The following is a 15,586-nucleotide window of genomic DNA, read 5'->3' as shown; positions in this document are numbered from 1 at the left end:
CGGGGTGGCGCGGTGGTATTCCAGGCGGGACTTGCAGGACAAACGCGGTCGCAACCAATTTGCGGTTCGATCGTTATGGTGCGGAACCCGACCGTGGTTCCCTGGCACGTGAGCCTTCCGATGCGCCTCTGCCGACCGCTTCTGGCCGCCACGCTAGTCTTCGCCGCGACCCTTGCCGCGTTGGCAAGTCCTTGTTTTGCCGAAACTTCCAAGCCGATCCCGGTCAACAACCCGCCGGCGCCGCAGAATGCCTTCATCGACCTGCTGGCGCTGATGTCCGGCCACTGCAAGACCTTCAAGGTTGCCGGGCGCACCTTCGCCTGCAAGACGGTGGCCTACGCCCACGGCGACAAGGGCCGGGTCAATTTCGCGGTCGCGGTCGACGATCCCTCCGACGACAGCCACGTCGTGTCGTTCTCCGGCGAGAACGGCAAGCGCGCCGACGACAATTCCTACGAGCTGCCGATCGACCGCATGCTGCTCAACTCCAAGGACCGCCCCAGGGTCGACGGCCTGCCGGTACCGGCCGAGCAGACCTCCACCGGCCTCTGCCGCCAGACCGGCAATTTCGCCGCCAGGAAGGTGACCGACGTCACTTGCTCCGCCACCGACAGTGAGGGCCGGCAATATGAACTGCTGTTCGTCTCCGACGGTACGCCGGTGAGCGTGCGCCGCATCCGGCAATCGCTGCCCTCGATCCAGGACCCGTTCAAGTAGCGGCACTTCGTCTCGCCTGCTGTGTCGGCGAAGTGAAGGCGCATCCTTCCGTTTGAAACTCCAGGTCCGGCTTGTATGCTCTCGCGCGCGTCCTCACCGAGGAAGCCCGATTGCAACTGGAGGCGGGGCCGAGAGCCCGGCAATGCGTATGATCACCGGGCTCATGCGCATCCTGTTCATCTTCCTCCTCGCAAGCCTGTCGCGTGAATGCATCGCGGCCGACGGCAAGCGGCAGCGTTCGATCCTGGTTCTGGAAGAGGCTGATTTTCGCTCGCCCTTCTATTCCGAGATATTTGCCGGCATCCGCGCCGTCGCGAAGCCGAACGGGACGAGTCACACGGTGACCTACGGCGAGAGCCTCGATCTCGCCCGCTTCCCGGGACCGGACTACGAAGAGAGCCTGGTCGGTCACTTCAAGACCAAATATGCGCAGCAGCCGATCGACGTCATCGTTTCGATCGGAGTTTCATCGGCGAAATTCCTTCGGAAGCGCAAGCAGGAGATCTGGCCAGATGCACCGGTCGTCTACGGCTTCGTGCCCGATCTGCCCGAGACGCGCGCGCTGTTCCTGCCCAACACGACGACCGTCTTCACACGGGTGAGACCGGCGCAGCTGCTGACCGCAGCCCGCGCTGTCGTTCCCGACCTCAACCGGGTCGTTCTCGTCGGCGAGGCCTGGAAGAATCCGCTGACATACGGACACTGGAAGCAGGACTTCGCGGCGGCAATGCCCGACCTCGAAGTCACCGATCTGTCGGGCGCGGTGCTGCGCGAGGTCCGCGCTCACGTCGCGTCCTTGCCCGCCCGCTCCGCGATCTTGACCTCGGCGATGTATTCCGACGGCGAAGGCACCTATTATTCCCCGGCCGCCGCGCTCGCACGCATCGCCGAGAGCGCCAACCGCCCGATCATCATCACGTCCGATACGTTCCTCGGGCGCTCGGGCGTGGGCGGCTTCCTGCTGCTGCCCGAAATGATCGGACGGGAAGCCGGCGAGGTCGCCATGCGGATTCTCGGCGGCGAGGCCCCGTCGAGCATCGTCCCCTTCGGCGGGAATAACGTGAAGCCGATCTTCGACTGGCGGGAGCTGAAACGCTGGAACGTGGACGAGGCCCATCTGCCTCCCGGCAGCGAGGTGCGTTTCCGTGAACCAACCTTCTGGGAGAGGTATCACTGGCACGCCACCATCGTCGCCAGTGTCGTTCTGGTGCAGGCGCTGATGATCGCCATTCTGCTGCGCGAGCGCCGCTTGCGCTTCGTGGCCGAGGTCGAGGCGCGGCAACGCATGTCGGAGCTCGCCCACATGAATCGCCGCGCCACCGCGGGTGAGATGTCCGCCTCGCTCGCCCACGAGCTGAACCAGCCGCTCGCCGCCATCCTGATCAATGCCGAGACGGCCCAGCAGATCTTGCGGAATCCGGCGCCCGACCTCGGCGAGATCGGGGACTTATTGGACCACATTCGCCGGGACGATCAGCGGGCCGCCGACGTCATCAGCCGGCTGCGCTCATTTCTGAAGCGAGACCCGACCGAACGGCGCGAGCTCGATCTCAATGCGATGGTTGGCGAGGTGTTTCGATTCCTCTCCGTGCAGGCCCTGACCCACGACGTCGCACTCATGACCGAACCCTCATCCGCGGATATCCGCGTTAAGGGCGATAAGGTTCAGCTCCAGCAGGCCATCCTGAATCTCGTCGTGAACGGCATCGATGCCGTGGCGCATCTCCCGGACAAGCGGCGCCGCGTCATCGGCCGAACCAGTCTTGCCGACGGTAATGTGGCCCTCGTCTCGGTCGCCGATGCCGGCGACGGTATCCTGGCGGAGAAGATGACGGAGATCTTCGAGCCGTTCTTCACGACCAAGACGCAAGGCATGGGCATCGGCCTCTCGATCGCCCATACCATCGTCGAGGCGCATGGCGGGCGCATCTGGGCAGAGAACGCGCCGTCAGGGGGCGCCGTCTTTCACGTTAGCTTGCCGCTGGCAGCGTTGCGATAGCTCCTATCGCAGGCGCCAGCGACGCTGGCCAGCCGTCACGCGAACGCCTTTTCCAGCGTTGCGAAGATCACCGCGAGCGATTTGTCGTGACGCGTGACCGGCGGTACCGGGCGATCGATCTTCATGAGCTGATAGACCGCCATCTGCGCCGCGCGCACCGAATACTCGACCGTGAACACGACGTCGTCGGGGATTTCGACGAACTGGCTGACGAAAGCGAGGTTGACCGAATTCTTCGGCACCGGCAGCGGCCGGTCGGCCAGGTTGCGCGGCATGAACATGCTGGTGATGTAAGGCATGCGGCAGGGAACGCAGATCGCATCCGCGAACACGCTCGAATCGAAATTCAAATGGCCGCACAGCTCCTTCAGGATCTCCGCGCCGCCGCAATCGGACATCGGCTTGGCAACGAAATTGCCGACGCGGTCGGGATGTAGCGCATAGCCCCAGAACACCTGCACATTCTTCGGCTGTCCGGCGAAATGCGGCTGGTGATAGAGCACGACCGACATCAGCCAGTTGGAATCCTTGAACGTGACGAGGCCGCCGGTGCCGGCCCGGTTGCCGGAGAACGCCTCCATCTTCTCGAAGAAGAGTGGATCGCGGCAGGTGACGGTGAAGGACAGCCAATAGGATTCAGGGACCGAGCTGTTGAACGCGGCGGGATTGCCGAATTCGGGACGCTCCTTCGCGATCGTCTCCCACAGCGCCCAGCCCTGGCTGTCTTTCTTGGTCAGATGCGGCGGCGGCTCGGTCATGGTGCCGAGGCTCGAGGCGTCCGTCATCGAGCCGTTCTGGAAGAATACGAGATCGCCGTCCTCGAGCCGGACATTGGCGATGCGGCCGTCGCGATCGAGCACGAGCTGGCGCACCCGCAACCGTCCGTCCTCGCTCTCGATCGCCATGTCAGTGACGCGGGTGCCGCGCACGAATTGCACGCCCTGCCGCTTCAGCCAGTCGGCAAGCGGCCGCACGATCGCATCATATTGATTGTAGACGGTGCGCTTGACGCCGGCGAGCGTCTCGATGCGCGGAAACTCGTTCATGAAGCGGTGCAGATAGCGCTTCAGCTCGACCGCGCTGTGCCAGGGCTGGAACGCGAAGGTGGTCTGCCACATGTACCAGAAATTGGACTCGAAGAATTTTGGCGAGAGCCAGTCGGTGATGCGGCTGTTGCCGAGCGTCTCCTCCGAAGCCTCGGTGAGCCGCAACAGCTCGAGCCGGTCGCGCGCGGAAAAGCCCATATGCGAGACGTCGACCTTGAAACGGTTGCGATCGACCAGCCGCGCCTGCGAGTGCGCCGGGTTCTCCAGGTTGAACGCGATGGTCTCGTCGCGCACGCTGCGGCCGGGATGCTCGAGCGAAGGGATGCTGGAGAGCAGATCCCAAGTGCATTCGTAATGGTCGGTGGTCAGCATGCGTCCGCCGCGCAGCGAATAGGCGCCGTTCGCGAGCAGCGCGCCGTCGAGGCTGCCGCCGACCAGCGGCTGTGCCTCATAGATCACGATGTCGCGCCCGGCCTGTTGCGCGTCGCGGATCAGGAACGCCGCGCCCGCGAGCGACCCAATGCCACCGCCGATGAAATACGCCTTCATGACTTGCCTCGACTGCCGTTCGAATTCACGAGCGACATTGCATCGCGAGGCAGCGGCCGAAGTTGCGCTGGATCAAGCGGGGGAGGAGACGAAATCACGTCGGCGTTATCGCCGCGGGCTTCTTCGCATAGACGTGCTCGATCTCGTCCGCGAAGCGGCGTTCGAGCGCGGGCCGCTTGTTCTTCAGCGTCGGCGTGAGCAGGCCGCTCGCGATGGTCCACGGATCGAGCGTCCACCACACCGCGCGCGGCGTCGCGTAGGACGGATAGGCCTTCACGGCCGCGGCGATCCTGGCCAGCAGAGCGGCCCGTTCCGCCGCGCCGCCTTGCTTGCCGCTGGCAGCTAACCGTTCCTTTTCCTGCACTCAGGCCTTGGCATTCAGCACGACCAGCGCGGTAAGGAACGGCCGCTGCTCGCCGACCACCAGCGCCTGCTCGAACAGGGGATCGGCGAGGATCGCGGTCTCCAGATCCACCGGCGCGATCTTCTCGCCGGTCGACGTGACCAGGATGTCCTTGATGCGGCCGGTGATGGTGATACGCCCGTTCTCGATGCGGGCCTGGTCGCCGGTGTGCAGCCAGCCGTCGGCGTCCTTGACGCGGCGCGTCTCGTCCGGCTTGTGCCAATAGCCGAGCATCACACTGGGGCCGCGCACCAGCAATTCGTCGTTCTCGCCTAGCCTCGCCTCGACGCCGTCGAGGACGTGGCCGACCGAGTGCGGATCATTGTCATCGATGGTGTTGACGGACACCACCGGCGAGGTCTCCGTCATGCCGTAGCCCTGGAGGACGTCGAGCCCGAGCGCGAGAAACAGGCGAATGACGGGCTGCGCGATCGGCGCCCCGCCCGAGACCGCGACGCGCAGGCGGCCGCCGAGCCGCGCCAGCACCTTGTCGGCGACGAGCCGCTTGAGCAGCGGCCAGGCCAGCCGGTCCAGCAGCGACGGCACGCCATGCCGCTGCCGTGCATCGAAACGGCGCCCGCCGACGGCGATGGTGAGGTCGAGCAGCGCGCGTTCGATACTTCCAGCTGATGCGCGATGCTGCATGATCAGCGCGTAAATGCGCTCGTAGATCCGCGGCACCGAGACCAGCACCGTCGGCCGCACACGCTTCAGGTCCTCCGAGAGTTGCGGCACCGAGCGGGCATAGGCGACGCAGGCGCCGGCCGCGATCGGATAGTAATAGCCGCCGGTGCGCTCGAAGGTGTGCGAGAGCGGCAGGAAGGACAGGAAGACGTCGTGCGGTTCGGCTTTGATGCGGCGCGCGATCGCCTTCACATTGGCGACGACATTGCAGTGCGACAGCATCACGCCCTTTGGCCGCCCGGTCGTGCCCGAGGTGTAGACGATGGCGGCGAGATCGTCCGGCTGGATCACGACATTGGGCAGCGGCGCGGTCGCGCCGGCTGCTTGTGCGAGCCAGTGGTCGAGCCCGACGATGCGCGCGTCCGGCGTGATGAGCCCGCCTGCGTCCGCGCAGACGACGCGCTTGAGATGGTCGAGCGGCTGGCCGGTCGCCACGATCGCCTGCCAGCGCTCCAGTGTATCGACGAACAGGAGCAGCGCGCCGGAATCGACGAGGACGTAGGCGATGCTGTCGGGGTTGTCGACGGCATGCATCGGCACCGGCACGAGGCCGCGCGACAGCGCCGCCTGATCCATGGCGATATGCGCAATGCCGTTCGGCATCAGGATGGCGACGCGTTCGCCCGGCGCGAACTCCTCCGCGGCGAGCGCGCGCCGCCACAGCTCGAATCCCGCATCGATCTCGCGCCAGGACTGACTGACCCAGCGCCGCGCGGTCGCATCGAAATGGCGGTAAGCCTCCGCCGCCGGCGTCGCCTTGACGCGCCAGTGCAGCAGCTCCGGCAGCGTCCTGATCCCGGCAAGTCCGTCCGGTTGACTCGTCGGCCCCGGCATGGCGTCCTCTCGCATCTCATCGATTCCCAACCATTTGGTGCCTCGACACTAGGCCGGCCAGCCCTTGCCGCCTTGATCCTCAGCAAGGCGGCCATGCAAGGACGCGTTCCTCGCGGCGCTCTCCGAACGCCACGGCTTTCCCAATCCACATCCGGGCTAGGGGGCTCGAAACGAGGGAAGATTGACATTGCCCGTCGTCATCTTCGCCTCGCATAATTGACTCAGCAATAGAAACCGAAAGCACCTCCATGCCTCGCTCCCTCCCCGCTCTCATCGTCGTCGACGTCCAGCGCGCGTTCGACGAATGGGAGGCGGCGGGACAGCGGCGCAACAATCCGGATGCGGTGGCGCGGATCGCCGGTCTGTTGCAGGCATTCAGAGCGCGCGGCGCGCCGATCTTTCATATCCGCCATGAAGGCACCAAGCCGAATTCATCGTTTCTGCCATCGCGTTCCGGCTACGCCGTCAAGGACGAAGCGCGCGAGCAACCGGGCGAGACTGTCATCATCAAGCGCGTCAACAGCGCCTTCATCGGCACCGACCTGGAACAGCGCCTGCGCGCGGCCGGCATCGGCACGCTCGTGATCTGCGGCGCCACCACCAATCATTGCGTGGAGACGACGACGCGGATGGCCGGCAATCTCGGGTTCGATGCGCGCCTCGTACGCGATGCGACATGGACGTTCGACCGCGTCGGGCCCGACGGCGACAAGCATTCCGCCGAGCAAATCCATGCTATGACGTTGTCGAACCTCAACGGCGAGTTCGCGCGCATCGTCACCAGCGACGACGTGCTCGCCTCGTTCGCGGCCAAGTGATGGCAGCAATGCGATCAATGCGGATGATGCGACAATAAATCTCACGATGTGCGTTCACGCGCGCGAATCGGACGTCGCGATACTGCGTCGTTTCGACGCCCGCACTGGCCGGAACGCAGCCGACGCCCATCTGTTGTCACACGACATTCAACTGGAGTGATGACACCATGAAGTATCTCATTGTCGCGATGGCGGTCGGTGCTGCGGCGCTTGCCGGCGGATCGGCGGCGAACGCGGCCAATAATTCAGGCGCGAAGCAGAACGCGCCAGCCGGCCAGTCGACCGACATCAGCGCGCAGCACCGGCACCATGGCCACCGCCATCACCATCACTGGCGCCATCATCACCACCATCACGGCTACTATCGTCCGCACTACCGGAGCTACGGTTATTACCCGCGGCACCACGGCTATTACGGCGGCGGGCCGTACGGATATTACGGCGGCGGCGGTCCGGGCGTGACGTTCAGCTTCGGCGGCGGACGCTGGTAAAAGGAAAGGCCCGCGATGCGGGCCTTTTTCTTACCCCCGCAAAATCATCTCTGCCGTCTCCTGACCGCTCGCCAGTGCCGCTTCCACCGTGCCCATGTCACGGCCGCGATAGAGAGCTTCGCCGGAGAACAGCACCAGGCCATCGGCACGCGCGAGGACCGCTTGTGCCGCGCGCGTCCGCGGCGTCGCCCAGGAATAGGCGCCGCGGGCAAAGGGATCATGCGCCCAGTTGGTCGCCGTGGCCGCCACAAGCTCGCGCGCGACGTCCTCGCGCGGCAACTTGAAGATGGCAGCGAGCGAATCGAGCCCGGCGGCGATCAGTCCTTGTGGATCGAGGCTTTCCAGCTCCGCCGTGCGCGGGCCGCCCAACCAGCCGGTGAGCACGGCCTGCCCGCTCGGATATTGCGTCCACCACACCGGGATGGTCCGGTCGGACAACAGAAAGGTCATGGCTGCGAGATCCTGGTGCCGCTCGCGCCACCACGGCCGCGCAAACCGCAGCAGGATCTTGATGACGTTGCCGAAGCCGATGTCATCAGCAGCAGCAAGCTTCGCGCGCGCACTCGCCGGCAGAGCCATCTCGCGCAGCAGCGGCAGGGGCACGGTGAGAATCACGCGATCGCAGGCGTGGACATCGCTGCCGCCGCAGTGAACCGCCGCCGTGTCACCGTCCTCCTCGATCGCCGACACTACGGCGCCGAGATGGATGGTCACGCCAGACTTGCGGCAATCGGCGGCCAGAAAGTCGATCAGTGCGCCATAGCCGCCATCGATGCGCGCCTGCGGCGCGTGTCCGCCATCCATCCATTCCTCGCGCAGCGCCAGCGTCGAGGCGCGCTCGGGGTCGGCCGCGTCATAGCCCTCGACCATCCGTTCGATCGATTGGCGCATCGGCGCATAGTCGTCCCCGGCGAAATGCCGGCGCAGGAATTCGGCGACGGAGAGATCGTCCTTCAAGTCCTTCAGCACGGCCTGAAGCTCCGCCTCGTGCGGATCGTCGCGCTCCTCGCGCAAGAGCGCCGTGCCGTCAAAGCTCCACTGCTCGCCTGCGATCTCGAGAAGGGACAGTCCGGCCTCGCGCAGCAATCCGCGCGTGACCGGCGCCTCGCCATGGACAAATTCGGCGCCGCCCGCGGCGGGGTAGCCGAACTCCGAGACCGGCAGCGGAAGGATGCGGCCGCCGCAGCGCTCGCGCGCCTCCAGCACCGTCACCCTGCGGCCGGCCCGCGCCAGCTCGCGCGCCGCCATCAGGCCGGCCGCGCCGGCGCCGACGATGACGATATGTTCTGTTGTCTCGGGCATGGCCGCGCGTTACCGGCTCGCGGCTTGCGGATCGTTCGTGATCAGATAGCGCAGCAGCAGAACACCGCCGCCGAGCTGGCGCGTACTCTCCAGCGTCATCGCCGTGATCGGCGCGCGCTTGTCGCTGTCCGCCTCCGTCGAAGAGAAAACGAAGGGCGCGCCCTCTGCGCCATCGATCGCTGGGCTGAGAATCAGGTTGAACTCGTCGATCAGACCGGCACGCAGGAACGCGCCGTTGGCGACGCCGCCGCCCTCCACCAGCAGCCGCTTCACCCCCAACTCACGGCTGAGAACGTCGAGCGCCAGCGCCAGATCGAGCTCGGACTTGCCGGCAAAGATGTAGGACACGCCCTCGCCGCGCAGGCCGACGAGATGCGAATCCGGCACGCTCTCGGTCAGCACGACGACGATCGGATCACCGCCGATGTCCGAGCGCCCCCAGCCGATCTTGCCCCGCGCATCGAGAACGATTCCATAGGTTTTCGCATCACGCCGCGCGAACCAGTTTTCACGCGGCAGCTTCGCATTCGTCGTCGCGGGATAGGGCTGGCCCTTGGCGAACTCCGACCCGGTAACGCGGCCGATCACCCAGGCATCGCCGCCGAGCTCGTCATGGATCTTCTCGAACCAGTCGGTGCCCGCCCCCTTCGGGCGCCAGCGGCTGGGATGCGTGCGGCCGTCGAGGCTGGAGTGCATCAGACAGATGACATAGGGCTTCATGCGATTCTCCGACGCCGCGCTTCACACTGCCGACCCATCACCCTTCTCATCGCTCCTGGCGCGATCGTTCACGATCACCGCGAGCGGATTGAGCTTCGGCGGCGCGACCAGCTGCAGCGTGTTGGTGTCGCGATGATCGAACGGCGCGCCGCGGACGAACAACTCGGTCTGGATCAGATAGGTCCAGCTGCCGTCGTCGTTGAAGGTGATGTCGCAGCGATAGGAGTCGGTGCGGAAGGCCTGTTCCAGAAAGTCGGTCGAGCAGATCCCGTAGGCGGTGTCGCCGCGCTTTGCGGTGACCGAGATCGTCTTGTCGTCGGGCCCGGCGTTGCCCGAGGCCAGCAGCACCTGCCCGCGCGGAATCGCCAGCGTCTGCATGATCAGGCCGGTCGCGGGCTCCCACAGCCAATAGCCGACCTGGTTGTGGAAGGTGATGTCTTCCTCAGGCGTGTTGATGTGGATGTGATAGCGTAGCCCGTACAACAGCTGCGGCCCGTTGGCCTGCGGATCGATCGGATCCATGCGGATGCGCTCGATGAAGGTCCGCCGCTCCGGCCCCTCCGCCTTCGGATTGATGTCGATGCCCTTGTCCGCTTGCCAATGCCCTGCGAGACGGCGGAGCGGGCCGAGATTGGCGAGGCCGTCGGGCGAGACGTCCTCGGGCTCGGTGAAGATATCGGCGGGAATGGGGAGCATGGCGGCCTCGCGGGAAGTTGCGGAGGCAGCAATAGCATGGCAGCGGGAAGCTGGCGCGTGCTCAGGCCTCACAATCGCGAATGGACACCGGCGTTGTGCGCGGGACGATTGTCGGGCTTTTCGACAAGACGACGAAGCCGAACCCGATCGGTTCGGCTCCGCCGCCGGGACGTTTAGTGGCGATGATCGCGGACCTCGGGCTGCGTGCGGTGGTCCCTGACGATGGTCTGATTGCGATGGTCGCGCACGATGGGCGGGTCGCGATGATCGCGGACGATGGTCAGCGCGCTCGCGGGTGTCACCACGCTTGCCAAGGTGATCGCTGCGAAGGCCACAAGGATGGTATTGCGCATAAGTCTTGTCCTCTTCCCGGTGGATCACTGCGAACCACCTGACCGCAAGCTAGATCGACCCGCGAGGAAGATATGTGTCAGCGGTCACGCGATGATCATCGCTCCTGCTGGTGACCGTGCGTCGTTCGATCGGAGGAAGAGGCACGAGAGGAGCCGCCGCGACTTCAACGCCAGCCCGCAGCGAGTGCCACGCTGCTGCAATACGCTGGGCGTGTCCGTCAGCACCGTGAAGAGCCACCTTTTCATTTCTTCAAAGAGACCGGCTGCCGGCGCTCGGTCGACCGGGTGAGGCTGGCGAACTCGCTGACGTTTCCGGTGTAGCGCGAATCCTTGTCGGAGGCCGCTATGGAGCTTCCCCTCCTCGATGTCGGCGCGTCTCCGCCTCAACCCAGCGCTTCGGTTGCACGGTCGAAGAGTGTCGGATCGCCCTGTGCGCTGGCCATCAGGATCGCGCCTTCGAGCGTCGCGAGCACCTGGGTCGCACGCTGTTCGGTGAGGCCGCCGGCGACGAGGCTGGCGATGCCCGCCTGGAAAAACTGCCGCACCTCATGGGCCACGTCCGGCGCCAGGTCGGGGACGGTAGCGCCGAGCGATCCGCAGAGGCACATCTTGGCGCCATCATCGAGGGCGCTGCGAAACACCGCCCGCCAGGCCTGGACCACATTCTGTCCGGCGGCGACCCCGGCATCGGCGGCCGCGACCACGCGTTGGTTGTAACGTCGAGCCACAGCGGCCGCGAGCGCGCTCTTGGTCGGGAAATGATAGTAGATGCTCGCGCTCTTCACCCCGACGTCGGCGGCGACCTCTCGAAAACTGAAGCCGCTATAGCCAGCCTCCCGGATTCGACGCTCCGTCGCGTCCATGATCGCTTCCACCGTGTCGGTCATAGCCTTCCAGTCTGCCAAGTCGTTCACCTACCTGTTAACAGGTAGATCTTGCTATCGCGCCTGACAAGTTGTATGTGCGTCATCATTATCTACCTGCCGACAGGTAGATATCCGCAAAGCTCTGATCACCTGAAGGAAAATTTATGGGCACTGGCAATCGACAAAAGCGCATCCTCCTCATCATGTCGTCGGTCGACGAGATGGGGATCAGCGGCAAGCAGACGGGCACCTGGTTCCACGAACTGGCGGCCCCCTATTACATCCTCACCAAGGCCGGCTTTGAGGTCGTCTTTGCTTCCCCACGGGGCGGCGAAGCGCCGATCGACCTCCTCAGCATGAAGTCGCCGTTCACCACCGAATATACCGAGCGCTTCCTCGCTGATCCGGTCGCAATGTTCGCTGCCCGCAACACCCGGAAGCTGCGCAATATCGACTACCGCACGTACGATGCCGTGTTCTTCCCCGGTGGCTATGGCCTGCTCTGGGATCTCGCGTCGGATTCCTACGCGATCAAGCTGATCCGTGACTTCCACAATGCGCAGCGTCCCATCGCGATGGTCTGCCACGCGCCCGCTATCCTGCGCGACGTCAAGAAGGACGACGGCCAATATCTCGTCAACGGCCTGAACCTGACCGGCTTCAAGAACGCGGAAGACACCGAAATCGAGCTGTTGCACCATCTTCTGTTCTCGCTCGAGGACGAGCTCAGGAATCGCGGAGCCAAATATCAGAGCAAGGCCAATTGGGAGCCGAACGTGGTCGTCGATGGCGTGCTGATGACAGGTCAGAGCCCCGCCTCCGCCGTGCCGCTTGCGGAAGCTCTCGCGAACCGCCTCGCCTGAATCATCGAAGGGTGCTCTCGGGAGCACCCTTCAACATGATCGTCACAGCGACACACGTGGACCGCACACGAGTTACGAAAAATGAGCATGCGAACCAAGGTAGCCATTGTGGGCGGCGGTCTTGCCGGCCTTTACGCCGCGCGTCTGCTCGATGCGGCCGGCATCGACTTCCATCTGCTGGAGGCGAGAGATCGCTTTGGCGGGCGCATCCTCTCCGTCGACAGTGCGGGAGCGATCTCTGACGATGGCTTCGATCTCGGCCCGTCCTGGTTCTGGCCCGGCTTGCAGCCGGCGATGGGAGAGCTGATCCATGAGCTTGGACTGAGCGCTTTTCCGCAAAACGGCGACGGCGACGCTCTGTTCGAACGCATGTCGAAGGAGACAGTCCAGCGCTTCCGCGCGATGAGACAGGAGCCGCAATCGATGCGTCTGACCGGCGGCACCGGAGCGCTGATCCGTGCGCTGGTCGCGGCCCTGCCGCCGCAGCGCCTCCAGCTTCGATCGGCAGTGACCAGTATCGCGCTGACGCGCGACGGGGTGACCTTGGCGATGAAAGCGGCGGATGCGTCTTCTGCCATACTGGTTGCCGATCAGGTGATCCTCGCGCTGCCGCCCCGTCTCTTGGCACGGACGGTTTCGTTTCAGCCAGGCCTCGAGCCTGCGACCGCATTACTTTGGCAGAGTACCGCGACCTGGATGGCGCCGCACGCCAAATTCTTCGCGCTGTACGATCGACCATTCTGGCGAGAGAGGAGTCTCTCCGGCACCGTGCAGAGCATGGTCGGCCCGATGGCGGAGATCCATGATGCGACGACCGCGTTCGGATCGGCCGCGCTGTTCGGCTTTCTCGGTGTCGCCGCGGATCAGCGCCTCGCCGTTGGCGAGGATGTGCTGGTGCAGGCCTGCATTACCCAGCTCGAGCGTCTGTTTGGACCTGAAGCGGCCCAGCCTCGTGCCACCTTGTTCAAGGATTGGGCCACCGATCCGCTGACCGCAACCGACGCCGACCGCATCGGCGGAGCGCATTTGCCTCCCGGCCGAGCGTCCTGGGTGAGCGGCGCCTGGGCCGACCGGATCTCGCTCGGCGGTAGCGAGACCAGTGCGACCGAACCCGGCTATCTCGCCGGCGCGATCGATGCTGCGGCTCGCGCCGTCGCCGAGGTCCTCGCCCGATTGATCGATGCACAGGAGACCATCACATGCTGAACGGAAAGACCGCGCTCATCACCGGCGGCAATAGTGGCATCGGCCTTGCCACGGCCAAGCGGCTTCGCGCTGAGGGCGTCCGCATCGCCATCACCGGCACTGATGCGGCCAAGCTGGAGGCCGCACGTCAGGAAGTCGGCGGCGATACGCTCACGATCAGCGCCGACGTGCGCTCCCTTGCCGATCTGAAGGCGATGGTGCAGATCGTCGGCCACGCCTTCGGCAAGCTCGACATCCTCTTCGCCAATGCCGGCGTCGCCTATGGAACGCCGATTGAAACGACCGACGAAGAGAGCTTCGACCGCCTGATGGACATCAATGTGAAGGGCGTATTCTTCACGGTCCAGGCAGTGCTTCCGGTCATGGCCGATGGCGGCTCGATCATTCTCAACACCTCATGGCTGGGTCAGGTCGGCACGCCGGGCCGGGCGGTCTTGTCTGCCTCTAAAGCGGCCGTACGGTCCTTCACACGCGTGTTGGCGGCGGAGCTTGTCGCTCGAAAAATCCGCGTCAATGCAGTCAGCCCAGGTCCGATCGACACGCCGATCCATCGCGCACCCGGGCACACCGAAGAGGAGTTCAGGGCCTATGCTGATAAGGTCGGCTCCAAGGTTCCAGCCGGCCGCATGGGTAAACCGGAGGAGATCGCGGCGGCGGTGACATTCCTGGCCGGCGACGATTCGCGCTACCTGCTTGGAGCCGAGATCAATGTCGACGGCGGTTTTGCGGAGATCTGATCATGCGCATCAATGACGACCTTTCTCGCCCTGTCATCGCCCACGCCTCGCAGGAGGACTGGATCCCGAGTCCGGCGCCCGGCGTCGACCGCCGCATGCTGTTTCGGATCGGCTAGGAGAAGGCGCGCGCCACCTCGATCGTCCGCTATGCGCCCGGCAGCGCCTTTGCGCGCCATGTGCATAGCGGCGGGGAGGAGTTTCTGGTGCTGGAAGGCGTCTTCCAGGACGACGAGGGCGATTATCCAACCGGGACCTATGTGCGCAATCCGCCGGGCACCTCGCATGCACCCGCATCACAGGGCGGCTGCACGATCTTCGTGCGGCTATGGCAGTTCCGCGCTGACGACAGGGCGCAGACCGTCCGCCTGCCGGGCGAAGGTCAGCCCGCGGAGCCGCGCCCCGGCGCAAGCGCCGCAACAGTGTTGTTCGATGATGGCCATGAGACGGTTCTGCTGGAGGACTGGCGAGCGACCGCGACCGTCACAGTGGAGAATTCGGGCGGCCTGGAGTTTCTGTTGGTGTCGGGCGGCCTCACGGTCGACGGCGAGGCGATGAGCCCGCAGGATTGGGGGCGTCTGCCGGCGGGCGTGAATCTGCATGCGCAGGTTGGCGCGGAGGGCGCCCGCGTTTGGATCAAGCGGGGACCGCTATTGCATCCTGACGTGTGCGAATTCTAGAGCATGATCCGGAAAAATGTGCAGCGGTTTTCCAAAAAGATCATGCTCAAACAATAAACTGAAGCGCGATGATGTTTCATCCTAATCTCGTCGCGCTTTAGCACGGCCGTCGCGATGAGCTTGCGGCGGAGAACGGCGGAAGCGCTTCGCCCATCATTGCGATGGCGAGGAGGTGTCGATCGCCCGGCTGATGCCGTCGCGATCGATCGCCGCCATCAATTTGCGGCCGCTCTCAAGCCGCTTCCGACACCGACTTCGCACGCTGCTCGAGCACGCCGATCGTGGAGACCAGATTGTCGCGCCGCGCTCGAAGGTTGAGTGCAAGCAGCGGATAGGTCGGCTGCTGCACGTCAAACACCCCAGCTTTGGCTTCCTCCTCGAGAATGTCGGTATTCAACAGCCGAACGCGCCACCACAAATCGGCGATCAGCGCATCGAGCCGGAGTTCTCCGGCAGTACCAGAACGGGACATTTCTTGCATCGCATGCCTCAACCTGAAACGGGCCTCCCTGCCGAGGCCCGGCTTTGGTCATGACTCAGCAAGTGGAGTGCCAGGATCGGCGGGTGCGATTTGGCTCGGGAATTGGCTCCGCGCGGTGCGGTCCTTCGGCTCTCAGCGGAAGCT

At 64.9% G+C, this 15,586-nt stretch carries 13 protein-coding genes and 3 pseudogenes; 8 read left to right on the top strand and 8 right to left on the bottom strand.

Features of this window, described 5'->3' with window-relative positions:
• Window positions 1-120: 120 nt before the first annotated feature.
• Window positions 121-717 (top strand): hypothetical protein, encoded by a 597-nt coding sequence (locus A3AS_RS0130515; RefSeq protein ID WP_026202522.1) that lies wholly within the window; start codon window positions 121-123, stop codon window positions 715-717.
• A gap of 142 nt (window positions 718-859) precedes the next feature.
• Window positions 860-2,716 (top strand): ATP-binding protein, encoded by a 1,857-nt coding sequence (locus A3AS_RS0130510; protein ID WP_018321289.1) that lies wholly within the window; start codon window positions 860-862, stop codon window positions 2,714-2,716.
• Window positions 2,717-2,751: 35 nt separating this feature from the next.
• Here A3AS_RS0130510 and A3AS_RS0130505 read toward each other — a convergent pair.
• Both A3AS_RS0130505 and A3AS_RS0130500 read right to left on the bottom strand, forming a co-directional pair.
• Window positions 2,752-4,341, bottom strand: a pseudogene (locus A3AS_RS0130505) (oleate hydratase); the annotation flags it as partial.
• Between the two features lie 64 nt (window positions 4,342-4,405).
• Window positions 4,406-6,232: pseudogene (locus A3AS_RS0130500) on the bottom strand (long-chain fatty acid--CoA ligase).
• A 248-nt stretch (window positions 6,233-6,480) separates the two neighbouring features.
• Between A3AS_RS0130500 and A3AS_RS0130495 the strand changes: the two are divergent.
• Together A3AS_RS0130495 and A3AS_RS0130490 are read left to right on the top strand one after the other, a co-directional pair.
• The gene (locus A3AS_RS0130495; RefSeq protein WP_018321287.1) at window positions 6,481-7,050 is read left to right on the top strand and encodes a cysteine hydrolase family protein; all 570 of its coding nucleotides are present in this window, start codon (window positions 6,481-6,483) and stop codon (window positions 7,048-7,050) included.
• 167 nt (window positions 7,051-7,217) lie between these two features.
• Entirely contained in the window at window positions 7,218-7,541 is a 324-nt protein-coding gene (locus A3AS_RS0130490) for a hypothetical protein (RefSeq protein WP_018321286.1), read from the top strand.
• Window positions 7,542-7,571: 30 nt separating this feature from the next.
• On the opposite strand, the gene A3AS_RS0130485 is transcribed toward A3AS_RS0130490, so the two are convergent.
• The 5 genes from A3AS_RS0130485 to A3AS_RS0130465 form a co-directional block, all read right to left on the bottom strand.
• A complete protein-coding gene (locus A3AS_RS0130485) occupies window positions 7,572-8,843 on the bottom strand; it encodes an NAD(P)/FAD-dependent oxidoreductase (protein ID WP_018321285.1) in 1,272 nt (423 codons plus the stop codon).
• A 9-nt stretch (window positions 8,844-8,852) separates the two neighbouring features.
• Window positions 8,853-9,563 carry a dihydrofolate reductase family protein gene (locus tag A3AS_RS0130480; RefSeq protein ID WP_018321284.1) on the bottom strand — a complete coding sequence of 237 codons (711 nt, stop codon included), beginning with the start codon at window positions 9,561-9,563 and terminating at the stop codon, window positions 8,853-8,855.
• Window positions 9,564-9,584: 21 nt separating this feature from the next.
• Window positions 9,585-10,259, bottom strand: a complete 675-nt coding sequence (locus A3AS_RS0130475) for an FABP family protein (RefSeq protein WP_018321283.1) — start codon at window positions 10,257-10,259, stop codon at window positions 9,585-9,587.
• Window positions 10,260-10,432: 173 nt separating this feature from the next.
• A complete protein-coding gene (locus A3AS_RS0130470; protein WP_018321282.1) occupies window positions 10,433-10,612 on the bottom strand; it encodes a hypothetical protein in 180 nt (59 codons plus the stop codon).
• A 383-nt stretch (window positions 10,613-10,995) separates the two neighbouring features.
• Entirely contained in the window at window positions 10,996-11,517 is a 522-nt protein-coding gene (locus A3AS_RS0130465) for a TetR/AcrR family transcriptional regulator (RefSeq protein WP_245283318.1), read from the bottom strand.
• A gap of 125 nt (window positions 11,518-11,642) precedes the next feature.
• On the opposite strand from A3AS_RS0130465, the gene A3AS_RS0130460 reads away from it, so the two are divergent.
• From A3AS_RS0130460 to A3AS_RS0130445, 4 genes and pseudogenes are all read left to right on the top strand, one after another.
• Window positions 11,643-12,341 carry a type 1 glutamine amidotransferase domain-containing protein gene (locus A3AS_RS0130460; protein WP_018321280.1) on the top strand — a complete coding sequence of 233 codons (699 nt, stop codon included), beginning with the start codon at window positions 11,643-11,645 and terminating at the stop codon, window positions 12,339-12,341.
• A gap of 87 nt (window positions 12,342-12,428) precedes the next feature.
• On the top strand, window positions 12,429-13,547 hold the full coding sequence (locus A3AS_RS0130455) for an FAD-dependent oxidoreductase (protein ID WP_020508767.1): 1,119 nt from the start codon (window positions 12,429-12,431) through the stop codon (window positions 13,545-13,547).
• Window positions 13,541-14,284: an SDR family oxidoreductase gene (locus tag A3AS_RS0130450; RefSeq protein WP_018321278.1), complete on the top strand. Its 744-nt coding sequence runs from the start codon at window positions 13,541-13,543 to the stop codon at window positions 14,282-14,284. Before A3AS_RS0130455 ends, A3AS_RS0130450 begins: the two co-directional genes overlap by 7 nt.
• Window positions 14,285-14,286: 2 nt before the next feature.
• A pseudogene (locus A3AS_RS0130445) lies at window positions 14,287-14,961 on the top strand (cupin domain-containing protein).
• 232 nt (window positions 14,962-15,193) lie between these two features.
• On the opposite strand, the gene A3AS_RS0130440 reads toward A3AS_RS0130445, so the two are convergent.
• Window positions 15,194-15,442, bottom strand: a complete 249-nt coding sequence (locus A3AS_RS0130440; RefSeq protein ID WP_026202521.1) for a hypothetical protein — start codon at window positions 15,440-15,442, stop codon at window positions 15,194-15,196.
• Window positions 15,443-15,586 lie beyond the last annotated feature (144 nt).

Origin of the sequence: Bradyrhizobium sp. WSM2793, from assembly GCF_000379585.1 — a bacterium.
GTDB lineage: Bacteria > Pseudomonadota > Alphaproteobacteria > Rhizobiales > Xanthobacteraceae > Bradyrhizobium.
This window is presented reverse-complemented; position numbering and strand designations above follow the sequence as displayed.